General features: G+C 69.7%; 13 protein-coding genes. 7 read left to right on the top strand and 6 right to left on the bottom strand.

What is annotated here, in order from left to right; translation table 11 throughout:
* Position 1: 1 nt before the first annotated feature.
* The 7 genes from purF to APAU_RS05850 are packed head-to-tail and all read left to right on the top strand — an operon-like array spanning position 2 to position 7,260.
* Positions 2 to 1,372 (top strand): amidophosphoribosyltransferase, encoded by a 1,371-nt coding sequence (gene purF, locus APAU_RS05880; RefSeq protein ID WP_006300810.1) that lies wholly within the window; start codon positions 2 to 4, stop codon positions 1,370 to 1,372.
* Positions 1,356 to 2,354, top strand: a complete 999-nt coding sequence (purM, locus tag APAU_RS05875; RefSeq protein WP_006300809.1) for a phosphoribosylformylglycinamidine cyclo-ligase — start codon at positions 1,356 to 1,358, stop codon at positions 2,352 to 2,354. The genes purF and purM overlap by 17 nt, the downstream gene beginning before the upstream one ends.
* Complete coding sequence (gene purN / locus APAU_RS05870) at positions 2,351 to 2,944, top strand: phosphoribosylglycinamide formyltransferase (protein ID WP_006300808.1); 594 nt, start codon at positions 2,351 to 2,353, stop codon at positions 2,942 to 2,944. Before purM ends, purN begins: the two co-directional genes overlap by 4 nt.
* Complete coding sequence (purH, locus tag APAU_RS05865; RefSeq protein ID WP_006300807.1) at positions 2,941 to 4,476, top strand: bifunctional phosphoribosylaminoimidazolecarboxamide formyltransferase/IMP cyclohydrolase; 1,536 nt, start codon at positions 2,941 to 2,943, stop codon at positions 4,474 to 4,476. The genes purN and purH overlap by 4 nt, the downstream gene beginning before the upstream one ends.
* 10 nt (positions 4,477 to 4,486) lie before the next feature.
* The gene (purD, locus tag APAU_RS05860; protein WP_006300806.1) at positions 4,487 to 5,764 is read left to right on the top strand and encodes a phosphoribosylamine--glycine ligase; all 1,278 of its coding nucleotides are present in this window, start codon (positions 4,487 to 4,489) and stop codon (positions 5,762 to 5,764) included.
* A 45-nt stretch (positions 5,765 to 5,809) separates the two neighbouring features.
* On the top strand, positions 5,810 to 6,328 hold the full coding sequence (purE, locus tag APAU_RS05855) for a 5-(carboxyamino)imidazole ribonucleotide mutase (protein WP_006300805.1): 519 nt from the start codon (positions 5,810 to 5,812) through the stop codon (positions 6,326 to 6,328).
* Positions 6,325 to 7,260, top strand: a complete 936-nt coding sequence (locus APAU_RS05850) for a TIGR01212 family radical SAM protein (protein ID WP_006300804.1) — start codon at positions 6,325 to 6,327, stop codon at positions 7,258 to 7,260. Before purE ends, APAU_RS05850 begins: the two co-directional genes overlap by 4 nt.
* Before the next feature lie 57 nt (positions 7,261 to 7,317).
* Here APAU_RS05850 and APAU_RS05845 read toward each other — a convergent pair whose 3' ends face one another.
* From APAU_RS05845 to APAU_RS05825, 6 genes are all read right to left on the bottom strand, one after another.
* Positions 7,318 to 8,577, bottom strand: coding sequence for an argininosuccinate synthase (locus APAU_RS05845; protein ID WP_006300803.1), 1,260 nt, complete (start codon positions 8,575 to 8,577; stop codon positions 7,318 to 7,320).
* A gap of 160 nt (positions 8,578 to 8,737) precedes the next feature.
* Complete coding sequence (locus APAU_RS13310) at positions 8,738 to 8,926, bottom strand: hypothetical protein (RefSeq protein WP_156789444.1); 189 nt, start codon at positions 8,924 to 8,926, stop codon at positions 8,738 to 8,740.
* Positions 8,927 to 8,985: 59 nt separating this feature from the next.
* Positions 8,986 to 9,894, bottom strand: a complete 909-nt coding sequence (gene amrB, locus APAU_RS05840; protein ID WP_006300802.1) for an AmmeMemoRadiSam system protein B — start codon at positions 9,892 to 9,894, stop codon at positions 8,986 to 8,988.
* Positions 9,895 to 12,510 carry a DUF3160 domain-containing protein gene (locus tag APAU_RS05835; protein ID WP_006300801.1) on the bottom strand — a complete coding sequence of 872 codons (2,616 nt, stop codon included), beginning with the start codon at positions 12,508 to 12,510 and terminating at the stop codon, positions 9,895 to 9,897.
* Between the two features lie 109 nt (positions 12,511 to 12,619).
* Positions 12,620 to 13,417 (bottom strand): 5'/3'-nucleotidase SurE, encoded by a 798-nt coding sequence (surE, locus tag APAU_RS05830; protein ID WP_006300800.1) that lies wholly within the window; start codon positions 13,415 to 13,417, stop codon positions 12,620 to 12,622.
* Between the two features lie 19 nt (positions 13,418 to 13,436).
* Entirely contained in the window at positions 13,437 to 14,057 is a 621-nt protein-coding gene (locus tag APAU_RS05825; RefSeq protein ID WP_006300799.1) for a site-2 protease family protein, read from the bottom strand.
* Positions 14,058 to 14,073: the final 16 nt, after the last annotated feature.

Below are 14,073 nucleotides of genomic sequence, written 5' to 3'. Positions count from 1 at the left end.
GATGTGCGGCGTCTTCGGAGCCTTCTCCGCCTCCGGTCGTCCGGTGCTGGAGGACGTGTACCTGGGTCTGTACGCCCTCCAGCACCGGGGGCAGGAATCCGCGGGGGTCTCCTGGATCGACCACGGGAACGTGCACTCCCTGAAGGGGATGGGGCTGGTGCATAACGCCCTGGATCAGGGCACCCTCTCCTCCATCCCCGCCTCCTCTGCCATCGGGCACGTGCGCTACTCCACCTTCGGGGGCTCCCTGTTCCAGAACGCCCAGCCCTTGGCGGCCAACTACGCCCGAGGCCCCGTGGCCATCGCCCACAACGGCAACCTCACCAACGCCGACGGGCTCATGCACTACCTGGAGAACCGGGGAGCCATCTTCCAGTCCACCTGCGACACCGAGACCATCCTGCACCTCATGGCCCACCAGGCCCACAAGAACCCCCTGGACGCCCTGATGGACGCCCTGCGCCGCCTGGAGGGAGCCTACAGCCTGGCGGTGCTTCTGGAGGACCGCCTGGTGGCCGCCCGGGACCCCTGGGGCTTCCGGCCCCTGGTCCTGGGGGTCCGGGACGACGTGACCTACGTGGCCTCGGAGTCCTGCGCTCTGGACATCGTGGGGGCCAAGCTCCTCCGGGACGTGGAACCCGGGGAGGTGGTGGTGATCGATGCCAAGGGAACCCTGAGCCTGCGGATCCCCATGACCCCTCGGAAGGGCTTCCACTGCTCCTTCGAATACGTCTACTTCGCCCGGCCCGACAGCGTCCTGGACGGCCGTTCGGTGTACCAGGCCCGCAAGGAGCTGGGACGCCGCCTGGCCCTTCGCTGCCCCTGCAGCGAGGCGGAGCTGGTGGCGGGGATGCCCGACAGCGGCACCCTGGCGGCCCTGGGCTACGCCGAGGCCTCCGCCTGTCCCTTCGAGATCGCGGTGGTGCGGAACCGCTACGTGGGGCGAACCTTCATCCAGCCCACCCAGCGGGTTCGGGAGATCGGGGTGCGCATCAAGCTGAATCCCAACGGGGAGATCTTCCGGGACCGGGACGCGGTGGTGGTGGACGATTCCATCGTCCGGGGCACCACCGCGTCCCGGGTGGTGAGCCTCATCCGGGACGCGGGGGCCCGGTCGGTGCACCTGCGCATCGCCTCCCCTCCCGTGCGCTTCCCCTGCTACTACGGCATCGACACCCCCTGCTCGGAGGAACTGGCGGCGGCCCGGATGGACCTGGAGGCCCTGCGCCGGGAGGTGGGAGCGGACTCCCTGGCCTACCTGGACGAGACGGACCTGGTGGAGTCCATCGGCCTGCCGGAGGAGAAGCTCTGCACCGCCTGCTTCAGCGGGCGCTATCTGGAAGGAGGCACCTGCCATGACCTGGAGCTATGAGAAGGCCGGGGTGAACCTGGCGGCGGCGGACTCCTGGGTGGACGCCATCAAGGGTCTGGTGGGACGGGTCCCCCGGGACCCTCGGGTGGTGGGGGGCATCGGGGGCTTCTCCGGCCTCTTCCGCCTTCAGGGGGACCTGCTTCTGGCGGGATGCTGCGACGGGGTGGGCACCAAGGTGGAGGTGGCCCGGGAGGCGGGAGACTACCGGGGCCTGGGGCAGGACCTGGTGGCCATGAACGTGAACGACCTGGTGACCTGCGGGGCCCGCCCCCTCTTCTTCCTGGACTATCTGGCCTGCGGTCGCCTGGAGGTGCCCGTGCTCTCCCAGGTGGTGGCGGGGGTGGTGGACGCCTGCGCCGCCTCGGACTGCGTCCTTCTGGGAGGCGAGACGGCGGAGATGCCCGGGGTGTACGCCCCCACGGGGCTGGACCTGGCGGGCTTCTCCGTGGGGATGGTCCGGGAGGCGGACCTGCTGACCCCGGATCGGGTGCGCCCGGGGGACCTGCTGCTGGGCCTGTCCAGCTCCGGGGTGCACAGCAACGGGTACAGCCTGGTGCGCTCCGCCCTCCTCTCCGGATCGGAGCGCCTCACCCTGGAGGAGACGCCGGAAGGGCTGGACGCCCCCCTGGGGGAGACCCTGCTTCGCCCCACGAAGCTCTACGTGCGCCCCGCCCTGGCGGCGGCGGCTACGGGGAAGGTGCGCGCCATGGCCCACATCACCGGCGGGGGCCTGGAGGGCAACCTGGTGCGGGTGATCCCGGAAGGTCTGAAGCCGGAGCTTCGCTACGACGCCTGGGAGCGCCCGGAAATCTTCCGCCTCCTCTCCCGACGGGGGGTGGAGGAAGAGGAGATGCGCCGGGTGTTCAACCTGGGGATCGGGTTCGTCCTGGTGGTCCCGGAGGACGGAGAGGCGGCGGTGTGCGCCGCCCTGAAGGGCTTCGGGGAGGAACCCCGGCGCATCGGCCGGGTGGTGCCCGCGTGACCCCCCTGGGGGTGCTCCTGTCGGGGCGGGGCACCAACTTCCTCGCCCTGGCGGAGGCCATCGAACGGGGGGAGGTGCCGGGGCGCATCGTCCTGGTGGCCTCGGACCGGGCCGACGCCCCGGGGCTGGAACGGGCCCGGGAACGGGGCCTCGCCACGGCGGTGTTGCCTTACGACGAGGGGCGGGACCGGGGCGAAGCGGCTCTGGAGGCCCTCCTGTCCCAACATGGAATCCGCCACCTGGTGCTGGCGGGCTTCATGAGGGTCCTCTCCCCCTCCTTCGTGCGACGCCACGAGGGGGAGATCCTCAACCTGCACCCCGCCCTGCTTCCCTCCTTCCCCGGGGCCCACGGCATCCGGGACGCCTGGGAGGGAGGCGTGACGGTGACGGGGGTGACGGTGCACCTGGTGGACGAGAAGGTGGACCACGGCCCCATCCTGGCCCAGGAGGCGGTCCCGGTGCTGCCCGGGGACACCCTGGAGTCCCTGGAGGACCGCATCCACGAAACGGAACACCGAATCTACCCCCGGACCATCGCCCGATGGCTCCTGGAGGGGGACTTCTCCCGCAAAGGAAGGGATTCCCGATGAACGAACGACCCTACGCGCTGATGTCGGTGCACGACAAGACGGGGCTGGGCCCCTTGGCGACCCTGCTGGTCCGCTGCGGCTACGGGCTCCTCTCCAGCTCCGGCACCGCCCGGTTCCTGCGGGAACAGGGGCTGGAAGTGACGGAGGTGGAGGACCTGACGGGGCTTCCCTCCATCCTGGGGGGACGGGTCAAGACCCTCCACCCCGTCGTGGCCGGGGGCATCCTGGCCCGACGAGGAAACGCCTCGGACGACGCGGACCGACAGGCCCACCGCATCCCCCGGATCGACCTGGTGGTGTGCAACCTCTACCCCTTCGAGGAGACCGCGAAGAGCGGCGCGGACCTGGACGCGCTGATCGAGCAGATCGACATCGGCGGGGTGACCCTCCTTCGGGCGGCGGCGAAGAACTACCGCCACGTGGGGCTGCTTCTGGACCCGGCGGACTACGACGAGGCCATGCGGGATCTGGAGGTCTCCGGGGAGCTGTCCCTGGCCCTGCGGGGGCGTACCGCTCTGAAGGCCTTCGAGCGCACCGCCGCCTACGACGCCCTGATCCGGGAGGGACTCTCCCGGGCCCTGGGAGACCCGGAACGGGAGGAGGACGCCCTCTTTCGGGTGCTGCCCCTGCGCCGGGCCCAGGCCCTGCGGTACGGGGAGAACCCCCACCAACAGGCGGCCCTCTGGCTGCCCCCCCTGGCGGAGGCCCCCTTCGAGGTCCTCTCGGGGAAGGAACTCTCCTACAACAACCTCCTGGACCTGGACACGGTGCTCCGGGGCGCGGCTCTCTACCAGGAGGCCTGCGCCTGCGTCATCGTGAAGCACACCACTCCCTGCGGCATCGCCTCCGGATCGGACCCGGAGGAGGCCTTCCGCCGTGCCCTGGCCTGCGACCCCGTCTCCGCCTTCGGGGGCATCGTCTCCTTCACCCGCCCCCTGGACGGGAAGGCGGCACGGGCACTGGGGGAACACTTCTTCGAGGTGGTGGCCGCCCCCGCCGTGGCCCCGGAGGCCCTGGAGACCCTGACCGCCCGGCGGCCCAACCTCCGGGTGGTGGTTCCCCGGGCGGTTCGCCCCTTCCGGGAACGCCTCACCTCCACCTGGTGCGGACTGCTGGTGCAGGACGATGCCTTGCCTCCCCTGCCCACCCCCGAGGACGGAACCTGGCGCGGCGCCCCCCGTCGGGACCTGTGGAGCGACCTGGTCTTCGCCTGGAAGGCCGCCGCCCTGGCCAAGAGCAACGCCGTGGCCCTGGTGAAGGACGGAGCCACCCTGGGAATCGGCTGCGGCTTCCCCAACCGGGTGGACGCAGTGCGCCATGCCCTGGAACAGGCGGGGGAAAGCGCACGGGGAGCGGTGATGGCCTCCGACGCCTTCTTCCCCTTCCCGGACAGCGTGGAACTGGCGGCGGCGGCGGGGGTGGCGGCGGTGATGCACCCCGGCGGCTCCGTGAAGGACGAGGACGTGGCCCGGACGGCCCAGGAGCGGGGAGTCACCCTGTTCGTGGGCGGCGGACGCACGTTCCGCCACTAGGAGACGGGACATGAACGTCCTGGTTCTGGGAGGCGGCGGACGGGAGCACGCCATCCTCTGGGCCCTGGCCCGCTCCCCCCAGGCTCCCCGGCTCTTCGCAGCCCCGGGCAACCCGGGGATGGAACCCCTGGCGACCCGGCTGGACCTGAACCCCTGCGACCCCGAGGCGGTGCTGGCCGCCGCCCGGGAACACCGCATCGACCTGGTGGCGGTGGGCCCCGAAGCTCCCCTGGTGGCGGGGGTGGCGGACCGGCTGCGGGAGGCGGGGATCCCCGTCTTCGGCCCCGGAGCCTCCGGGGCGCGACTGGAGGGAAGCAAGGTCTTCTCCAAGGAGTTCATGGAGCGCCACGGGATCCCCACCTCCTCCTTCGAGCGGTGCACCAGCCTTCCCGCCTGCGCGGAGGCCCTGCGCCGCCGCACCCCTCCCTACGTGGTGAAGGCCGACGGCCTGGCGGCGGGGAAGGGAGCCTTCGTGATCCCCACCCTGGAGGAGGCGCTGGACACCTGCCGCTCCCTCCTGGAGGAACACGCCCTGGGGGCGGCGGGGGCCACGGTGGTGGTGGAGGATTTCGTGGAGGGCTTTGAGATCACCGCCCTGGCCGTGACGGACGGGAGGACGATCCGCCTGCTTCCTCTGAGCCAGGACCACAAACGAGCCTTCGACGGGGACCAGGGACCCAACACGGGGGGGATGGGGGCCTATGCCCCCGTGCCTTGGGGCACCGACGCCCTGCGGGAGCGCATCCTCCGGGAGGTTCTGGAGCCCACCCTGGAAGGCCTCCAGGAGGAGGGCATCCCCTACTGCGGGGTGCTCTACGCGGGGCTCATGCTGGCCCCGGACGGCAGCCTCTCGGTGCTGGAGTACAACGTGCGCCTGGGAGATCCGGAGGCACAGGAGGTGCTGCCCGTGTTCGGCGGCGACTGGCTGGAGGTGGTCCAGCGCTGCGTGCGGGGAGAACTGGCCGCCATCCCCTGGCCGGAGCCTCGGGGACACGCCCTTGGGGTGGTCCTGGCCTCCGGAGGCTATCCCGACGCCCCTCGCACGGGGGAACGTCTCCAGGGGACGGAGCCCTTCGACGACGGCACGTCCCTGGTGTTCCACGCGGGCACGGGTCGGGACGAGGCGGGGAACCTGGTGAGCCGGGGGGGCCGGGTGCTCACGGTGGTGGGCCTCGGGGAAACCCTGGAGCAGGCCCGGGAGCGGGCCTACCGCCGTCTGGAGGGAATCCGCCTGGGGGGATCCTTCTTCCGTTCCGACATCGGTCACGGCGCCCATCGGAACCTGTAGTCCCGCCCCCTAGGGGGGCGCAAGCCACATGAAGGAGGTCATCCCATGAACCCGAAGGTCACCATCCTGCTGGGCTCCGCATCGGACCTGCCCGTGGCCCGGAAGGCCGCGGAGATTCTGGAGGAATTCTCCGTCCCCCACGAAGTGGGGATCGCCTCGGCCCACCGCACCCCCGAGGACGTGCGCACCCTGGCGGAGGGAGCCGCCGCCCGGGGCGTCCGGGTCATCCTGGCGGCGGCGGGCCTTTCCGCAGCCCTTCCCGGGGTGGTGGCGGCCCACACCACCCTGCCGGTAATCGGCATCCCCGTGGCGGGGGGCACCCTGGGAGGGCTGGACGCCCTGCTCTCCATCGCCCAGATGCCCCCGGGGGTCCCCGTGGCCTGCACGGGCATCGACGGGGCACGGAACGCCGCCCTCCTGGCGGTGCGCATCCTGGCTCTGGAAGAACCGGACCTGACGGAGCGTTACCGAGCCTGGGCACGTCGGGCCGCTGATTCGGTGGTCTCCAGCCGGTCCAAGGTGGAGGGGCTTCCCCCCATCCCCGGGGAAGCTTACGGGGCTTGACCCTTCCTTGGCGGGCCTGGTCGGCGGTGCTCCGGGAACGCCACGGCGGTCCGGTGCGCAAGCTGGCCCTGGACACCGGGGCGGGGTGTCCCCACCGAAACGACCTGGCCTCGGGGGGCTGTCTGTACTGCGATGAACGGGGGGGCGGCGACGGAGCCGCCCTCCTGGGCCTTTCCCTCCCCGAGCAGGTGCGGCAGAAAGCCCGACCCCTGAAACGCCGCTTCCCCTCCCCCCGGGTCTTCCTGTACTTCCAGAGCTACTCCTGCACCCAGGATCCCCCGGAGATCCTGGAGGCCAAGGTGCGCCAGGCCCGGGAGACCGCCCGGGAAGAGGGACTATCGGTCCTGGGGCTGGCCTTCGGGGTTCGGCCGGACCAGATCCCCGCCCCCTTCCTGGAGACGGCGACCCGATGGGGGGACGAAGGGCTGGAGGTGTGGATCGAGGTGGGGGTCCAGACCCTGGAGGAAGACCAGCTTGTCTGGCTGCGCCGGGGACACGGGGCCGGGGCGGCGGAGGACGCGGCCCGAATCCTTCGTGGCCGGGGACTTTTTCTCTGCGCCCACCTCATCGGGGGCATTCCCGGGGACGACCCGGAACGGCTTGCCCGGGACGCCTCCACCCTGGCTCGCTGGGGCTTCCACGCCCTGAAGCTCCACCCCCTCCACGTGCTCCGGGGGGCCGCACTGGAGGACCTGTACCGCCGAGGGCTCTTCACCCCCGTCCCGGAGGAAGTCTACCGAGACCAGGTGGTTCGGGCTCTGGCGACCCTGCCGGAGACGACCATCCTCCAGCGCCTCACCGCCGACGCTCCCCCGGACCGGCTGATCGCCCCGGCCTGGATGGGGGACAAGGCAGGCACCCTTCGCCGCCTCCAGGAGGCTCTGGAGACCCAGGGGCTGCGTCAGGGCTGCCGGCTGCCCCCGCAGCCGTAAAGGGGAGCGGCCCCTTCGGTCCGCTCCCCCGGTGTGTCCCCGTTTCGCCGCGACGCTTCAGCCGTCCAGGCCGCTGGCCTTCTTCAGCGTCGGCACCTCCGCGCACCCCTCCGCGTCCACCGTCTCCCCGTGAACCTGCCGCCAGGTCTTGATGGGGAGCCCCCAGACCTTGATGAAGCCCACCGCAGACTGGTGGTCGAAAGTGTCCCCCTCGGAGTAGGTGGCCAGGTCCTCCCGGTAGATGGACTGGGGGGACTTCATGCCCGTCACCGTGACCTGCCCCTTGTAGAACCGCACCCGAACCACCCCGGAGACGGTCTTCTGGGTGCTGTCCATGAAGGCGTCCAGGGCCTCCTTCAGGGGGGAGAACCAGTAGCCTTCGTAGGTCAGCTCGGCGTACTTGGTCTCCAGCTCCCTCTTGACCTTCAGGACCTCCTTGCTCAGGGTGAGGGTCTCCAGTGCCCGGTGGGCCGTCAGGAGGGTCACCGCGGCGGGGCACTCGTACACCTCCCGGCTCTTGAAGCCCACCAGCCGGTCCTCGATCATGTCCACCCGCCCCACCCCGGCCTTGCCCGCCAGGTCGTTGAGCATCTCCACCATGGCCACCCCGGAGAGGGCGGTGCCGTTCAGGGAGACGGGGATCCCCGCCTCGAAGCCGATCTCCACGGAGAGGGGCTCGTCCGGGGCATCCAGGGGATCCGCGGTGAGCTTGAAGGCCCCGGCGGGAACCTCGTTCCAGGGGTTCTCCAGGACGCCGCACTCGATGGCCCGGCCCCACATGTTCTCGTCGATGCTGTAGGGGCTCTCCTTGGTGGTGGGCACGGGGATGCCGTGCTCCTGGGCGTATTCGATCTCGTCCTCCCGGCTGAAGTGCCAGTCCCGCACCGGGGCCTCCACCTTCAGCTCCGGGTTGAGGGCGTTGGTGCACACCTCGATGCGCACCTGGTCCTGCCCCTTGCCGGTGCAGCCGTGGGCCACCGCCACCGCGCCTTCCATCTCCGCCACCTGCACCAGCTGCCGAGCGATGAGGGGCCGGGACAGGGCGGAGTTCAGGGGGTAGGTGCCCTGGTACTGCGCATTGGCCTTCAGGGCCTTCCAGGCGTACTGCTGCACGAACTCTTCCCGCAGATCCATGACGTAGGCGTTCACCGCCCCGGTCCGGAGGGCCTTGTCCTTGCAGGCCTCCAGGTCCACCTGCTGCCCCACGTCCGCCGTCATGGTGACCACGTCGTACCCCTGATCCTTCAGCCACTGGATCGCCACGGAAGTGTCCAACCCGCCGCTGTACGCCAATACGACCTTGCCCTTGTATTCCATCTCTTCCACGCCTCCTTCGTTTTTTCCTCCGAAAACCCACAAAAAAACAGAGCCCGTCCCTGTTAAGGGACGGGCTCTGTAGCCCGCGGTGCCACCCTCTTTGCCGGTGCCGAAGCTCCGGCCGCTTCCTTGCGTCCTGTGACGGGAACCTCCCGCCTCCCTACTTGGCCCGGATGCGGGCCTTTCTTCGGGAGGAGGCTCGGGGGTGCGAGGTTCCTGCTCTTGCGACGAGAAACGCTTTCAGCCTAGGCGTTTCCTCTCTGTCGTCGAGACCACAGAAACCGTGCCCCGTCATCGCCCTTATGGGGATGTACGGCGGGGTCCAGGCTTCGTCGTCTACGTCGATCATTGAGGAACAACCAAGTCATCGCGCGCTCCTGCCCTTCCGTCAGAGGATGTTGGGGGAGATTATAGCGCCCCCTGAGGCTTTGTCAACATCGGTTTCGGAAGAATTCCCGAAGACCCCCCCGTTTCGCTTCGGGGGTACAGTACCGTGGCGTAGGTGGTGCAGGGGGCCGTCTCGTCCCCCGTGAAGGTGCCGGAGTGGGCGTGTTCCAGCAGGACCCCCTCCCGGATCCCCCGGTCCGCCAGGAGCCCCAGGAAAAGGACCGCCCCCCGGGGGCAGTCTAGGTCCAGCCCCCGCACCCTCCCGACCCGCATCGCAAGAAGGACCGGCAGGGTCCGCTCGTCCTCCCTCAGGGCCTCCGGGGGTCGCTTGTGGTGGGAGAGGTCCATGCTCAGGACCAGCAGCCCCCCCTCCACCAGGAGGGGAAGGAGGAGCCTGCGCAGCCCCAGAAGCTGGAGGTCCGAGGCCCCCGCTCGAACCGTCAGGGGAAGCACCGTCGCCTCGGGAAAGGCCCGTCGGATCAGGGGCAGGTGGACCGTGACGCCGTGCTCCCGGGGGAAGAGATCGTCCTGGCGGGAGGCCAGGCCAGACTGCGCCAGGACGTCGACGCCCTCCCGATCCGCCCGTAGGGAGCCGAAGGAGGTCTCCCAGTCCGCCCCGCAGAAGGAGACGGAAGCCCGCCCCTGGCGGAAATGGTCCGGAGACAGGAGGATCACCCGGCGGGGATGAGGATCCCCTGCCGCCAGGGCCTCGTAGAACCGGAGGATCAGGGGCCCCGCCAGGTCGTGGTGCGGGGCGATCCCCCCCGCCGCGATCGGCAGGACCGGAACTTCAGGGAGGGGTGAGACCGGGGTTGCAGGGACCGCCAGGGCCGAGCGCACCCCCTCGGGGAGGGGAGGACAGGAAAGGGCGGCGGCGCTCCCAGGCAGCCACAGCCCCAGGAGCACCGCCGCCAGAAGGGCTCGAAACACTCAGTCCTCCAGCCTGCGGACCCACCCGGGGCGCAGGGCGTCCAACTCCCCCTGTTTCCCGCCGTAGACCCGCTTCTTCCAGGCCTGGTCGTCCAATCGCCCCTCCGCGAGGGGACGGGGGAAGGAGTAGAAGGAATAGACTGCTCCCCGGGTCACCCGAGGCCCTCCCCATGGATCGTCCACGAACACCAGCAGGTGCCTCGGAGCGCCGGTGGCCACATGGAGGGCCTGGCCAGCCAGGTGGTCCGTGGCCACGTCCGCCACCAGGGCCATGCGCAGACGATCCCGGACCTCCTCCGTCACCGGGGGGTAGAGCTGGAGCATCGTTTCGGGCAGCAGCAGCTCCCGGCTCAGCTCCGCGGGGAACTCCCGGATGAACCGGTAGTCCTCCCGGTGGATCTCCCCGCCCTGCACCTCCTTGGCGGCGATCCCCTCCAGGCGGGTCATCAGAGCGGCGAAGGCCTGGAGCTTTTTGGGATATTCCTGGTCCCGAAAGCCGCTGCGGGTCAGAAACTCCCGGGTCCTGCGGGACGCCTCCGCCAACCCCGCGAAGAGGCGAGGTTCCGGCTCCACGTACCCCCGGGGCTCCGGGGTCAGGAAGGCCGGGGCATACCACACGTCTCCCCCGTCCCCCATCTCCGCCCCCGACTGCTCCCCGTAGAGGATGGTGTCATGCTTCAGCTCCGCCCAGGAGGCCGAAGCGGTGAGGAGCTTCTTGACCTCCCACCAGGGGGAACGGGCGAAGAACTGCCCCCCCTCGGTGGGGCGGAAGTAGTCCGAGTAGATCCGAAGCATCCCCGTGTAGACGTTTCGGGAGAGGGGGTCCTTGTCGAAACCCCGCCAGAGGGCACGGAGTTTCTCCTGGTTCTCCCGGTAGCGGGGGACCGCCTCGAAGGCCTTCGCTTCCACCCGGGCCGCGGTGGAACCCAGCACGGCCATGACGTCCAGGGGATCGGGGAGGTTTCGGGGCACCTCGTCGGAGCCCGTCCGGGGGGAGGTGAGGACCCCGAAGACCAGGGCGTCGAAGGTGAAGCGACGTCCGATGAACCGGAAGCCCAGGGCCTCGTCCTCCCTCTCTCCCTGGCTGGCCCCCACCCGGGGAGCCGGAGCGCTCAGGATGAGGGGAGGCCGGCTGACCGCCACCAGGGCGGCGCGAAACGCCTCCAGCTTGGCCGCGTCCCCCGGGACGGAGGGGGAGAAGGACCGACGCACCGTGGGGGCGTAGTCGTACCAGGAGTTGTCGTTGGAAGCCCCCACCAGATAGGTGAAGGGATCGAAGACCTTCTTCCACGCCCCCTGGGTTCCCGGTTCCTCCAGGAGGGAACAGAGCACCCCCACCACCCCGGCGTTGCGCTGCCCCACCGCGGGATCGGGCCCCTTCAGGGTGAAGGTGACGCCTCCCAGGAAGGAGAGGGCGCGAAAGTACCGCTGAAGCTCCGGCGTGAGGGTGTAGTGCCCCCGGGGCTTGTAGAGGGTGTAGTCCTCCTCCTTGCCGGAGAAGGGAGATTTCCGCCGTCCCCGGGCCGCCAGGATGCGCTCCACCTCCCCCTTCCCCAGGGGGGAGAGGTCGCCGCTGCCCGTCAGGAGCCTGCGGGCCACCCCCAGATAGTCCCGAACGGTCTCGTAGATCTCCCTGCCTCGGGGTGAGGCGCACAGGGGAGCCTTCTGGGCCTCCAGTCCCCTTTGCATCCGCCCAAGCAGGTCCGTCACGGCGGGGAGGAAGAAGCGCTCCTCCGTCTTCTGGAGCATCCGGTCGAAGATCAGGTGGAAACAGTGGAGTCCCAGGTCCGCAGTGAGGAAGAGGGGCGTCACGTGGTCCCGGACCCGAGGATAGGCCTCCACCAGGTCGTCCACCTCCAGCTCCGGGAGGATCACGGGCTGAGTCTGCACCACGAACCCCCGTTCCTGAAGGCGCCGCTTCTCCCCCTCCCCCAGGGTGAAACGGCTCTGGGAGGAGTCGTCCTGCCGGGTAAGCACCACCGAAGGAATCTGGTCCGGCCTCACCCGGGTCGTGTCGGGACGGTAAGAGGCCCCCAGGCGGATCAGATCGCCTTTCCGGGCCCAGGCATAGCGGGTCAGCAGGTCTGCGGGGCGGTCGTCGTAGGTGGCGCTGGCGAAGCGCAGGAGGATCCATTCCTCCCCTGCCGCGGAGGCCCGTCCCACCCCGGTCACCGTCACCCCCCGGGGAAGGGTGAAGTCGCTGAAACCGCTCAGGGAGCGCTTCCCCGGGAGAAGGTAGAGGGGCAGCTTCTCCGGGCGGACGCAGAAGGCCTGAGGTTCCGTCTCCCGGTACGCCGGGAAGGGGATCAGGGCGTTCTTCTCCAGGTACCCCAGGGTCTTGCCCCGGAATCGCAGGAGAACCCACTGAGCCCCGTGCTTCCCCGGGGCGGGGGCCACGGTCACCCGGCTGCCGTAGTACACGCAGGCCTCGATGCCCGGGCGGTCCAGGATGCCTCGTCCCTTCTCCACGGCCTTGTAGGGGGCGGGGGCCTTCATCACCGGGGCGATGTGCCGCACCACCAGGAAGGACTCCTCCGCCGCTCCGGGGCTCCCGCAGCACAGAAGCGCCAGGAGCGCCCCCAAAACCCCTCGGACGCAGCATGAAAACCGACGCACTTCCCTCACCCTCTTTCTTGAAAGCCCAAGCCCCGGGTTGGGGAAGGGAGGCCCACGCCGGATTCCCGGGCTATCTCGGCGCGGGAGGGACGGAAGTCTCCCCCCGGGCTCAGCCTGCCGTCCGGGGGTGAAGCAGCCCGGAGAACCCGTCCCGGTGCATCTCCCGGAGGCTGTCGAAGTGGGTCATGTCCATGTGCACCGGGGTCACGGAGGCAAACCCCCGGGACACCGCCCAGACGTCCGTCCCCTCCTCCAGCTCGTCCTCCGGGAAGCCCCCGATCCAGTAGCAGTCCTTGCCGTGGGGGTCCCGCAGGCGGGTGATCTTGTCCCGATACTGCCGGATCCCCTTGCGGGTGGGCAGCACCCCCTGGAGGTCCCGCAGGGGCACGTTGGGCACGTTGATGTTATAGAGGATCTTCTCCTCCGTAGGGTGAGCCTCCATCCACTCCAGAAACCCCAGCACCACCGTGGCGGCGGTGCTGTAGTGGGCCGTGGGGTCGGAGTTCCGGCAGTCCAGGGACACTGCCAGGGCCCCGTAACCCAGGATGAGCCCCTCCATGGCGGCGGAGACCGTCCCGGAATAGGTAAGGTCGTCCCCCAGATTGGGTCCCCGGTTGATCCCCGAGAGCACCAGGGTGACGTCCTGGGAAAGTTCCCCCACCCCCAGGACCACGCAGTCCGAGGGCGTCCCGTCGCAGGCGTAGGCGGGGACAGCATGGGGGAAAACCCCCGGCTCCAGGGACCAGAGGCGCAGGGGACGGTTCAGGGTCAGAGCGTGGCCGATGCTGCTGCGCTCCCGGTCCGGAGCCACGACTAACGCAGGGACCCCCCGGTCCGCCAGGACCTTGGTCATGATCTGGATGCCCGGCGCCAGGACCCCGTCGTCGTTGGAAAGCAGGATTTTCATGGTCTTCGATTTTCTCCTTCTACAGGATCAGGTTGACGAAGAGGAGCACCACCGGGGACATGAGCCGAGGGATGACGTCCAGCAGCACCAGAACCATGAGGACGATCATGCCGTACCGCTCCAGCCAGAAGAAACCCTGGAGGTAGCGGTTGGGCAGGAAGAGGTACAGGAGCTTGGAGCCGTCCAGGGGGGGGATGGGGATGAGGTTGAACACCGCCAGGCCCACGTTCATGACCACCATGAGGAGCATGAACTGCCGCAGGGCGAAGTTGCCCAGGAAGAGGTTCGGGGCCAGGCGGATCAGCACGCCGCAGGCCGCTGCGGAAAGCAGGTTCCCCGCCGCCCCCGCCAGGGAGACCAGCACCAGGTCCCGTTTGGGGTTCTTGAAGTACCGCGCGTCGATGGGCACGGGCTTCGCCCACCCGAACCGGAAGAAGAGGAGCATGAGGGCTCCCAGGGGGTCCAGGTGGTGCAGGGGGTTGAGGGAAAGCCGCCCCGCCAGCTTTGCCGTGGGGTCTCCCAGACGATAGGCCACGTAGCCGTGGCAGAACTCGTGAAACGTGATGGCCCACAACACCGCCGGAACGCTTAAGAGCAGGTTGGCCAGCCGAGGGGCCCAGTCACCCGTTGCCTCGAACATCCTTCCACATCCTTTC

This window comes from Aminomonas paucivorans DSM 12260 (assembly GCF_000165795.1).
GTDB classification, from domain to species: domain Bacteria; phylum Synergistota; class Synergistia; order Synergistales; family Synergistaceae; genus Aminomonas; species Aminomonas paucivorans.
The sequence above is the reverse complement of the archived record's forward strand: the minus strand, read 5'-3'. Positions and strand labels throughout refer to the sequence as shown.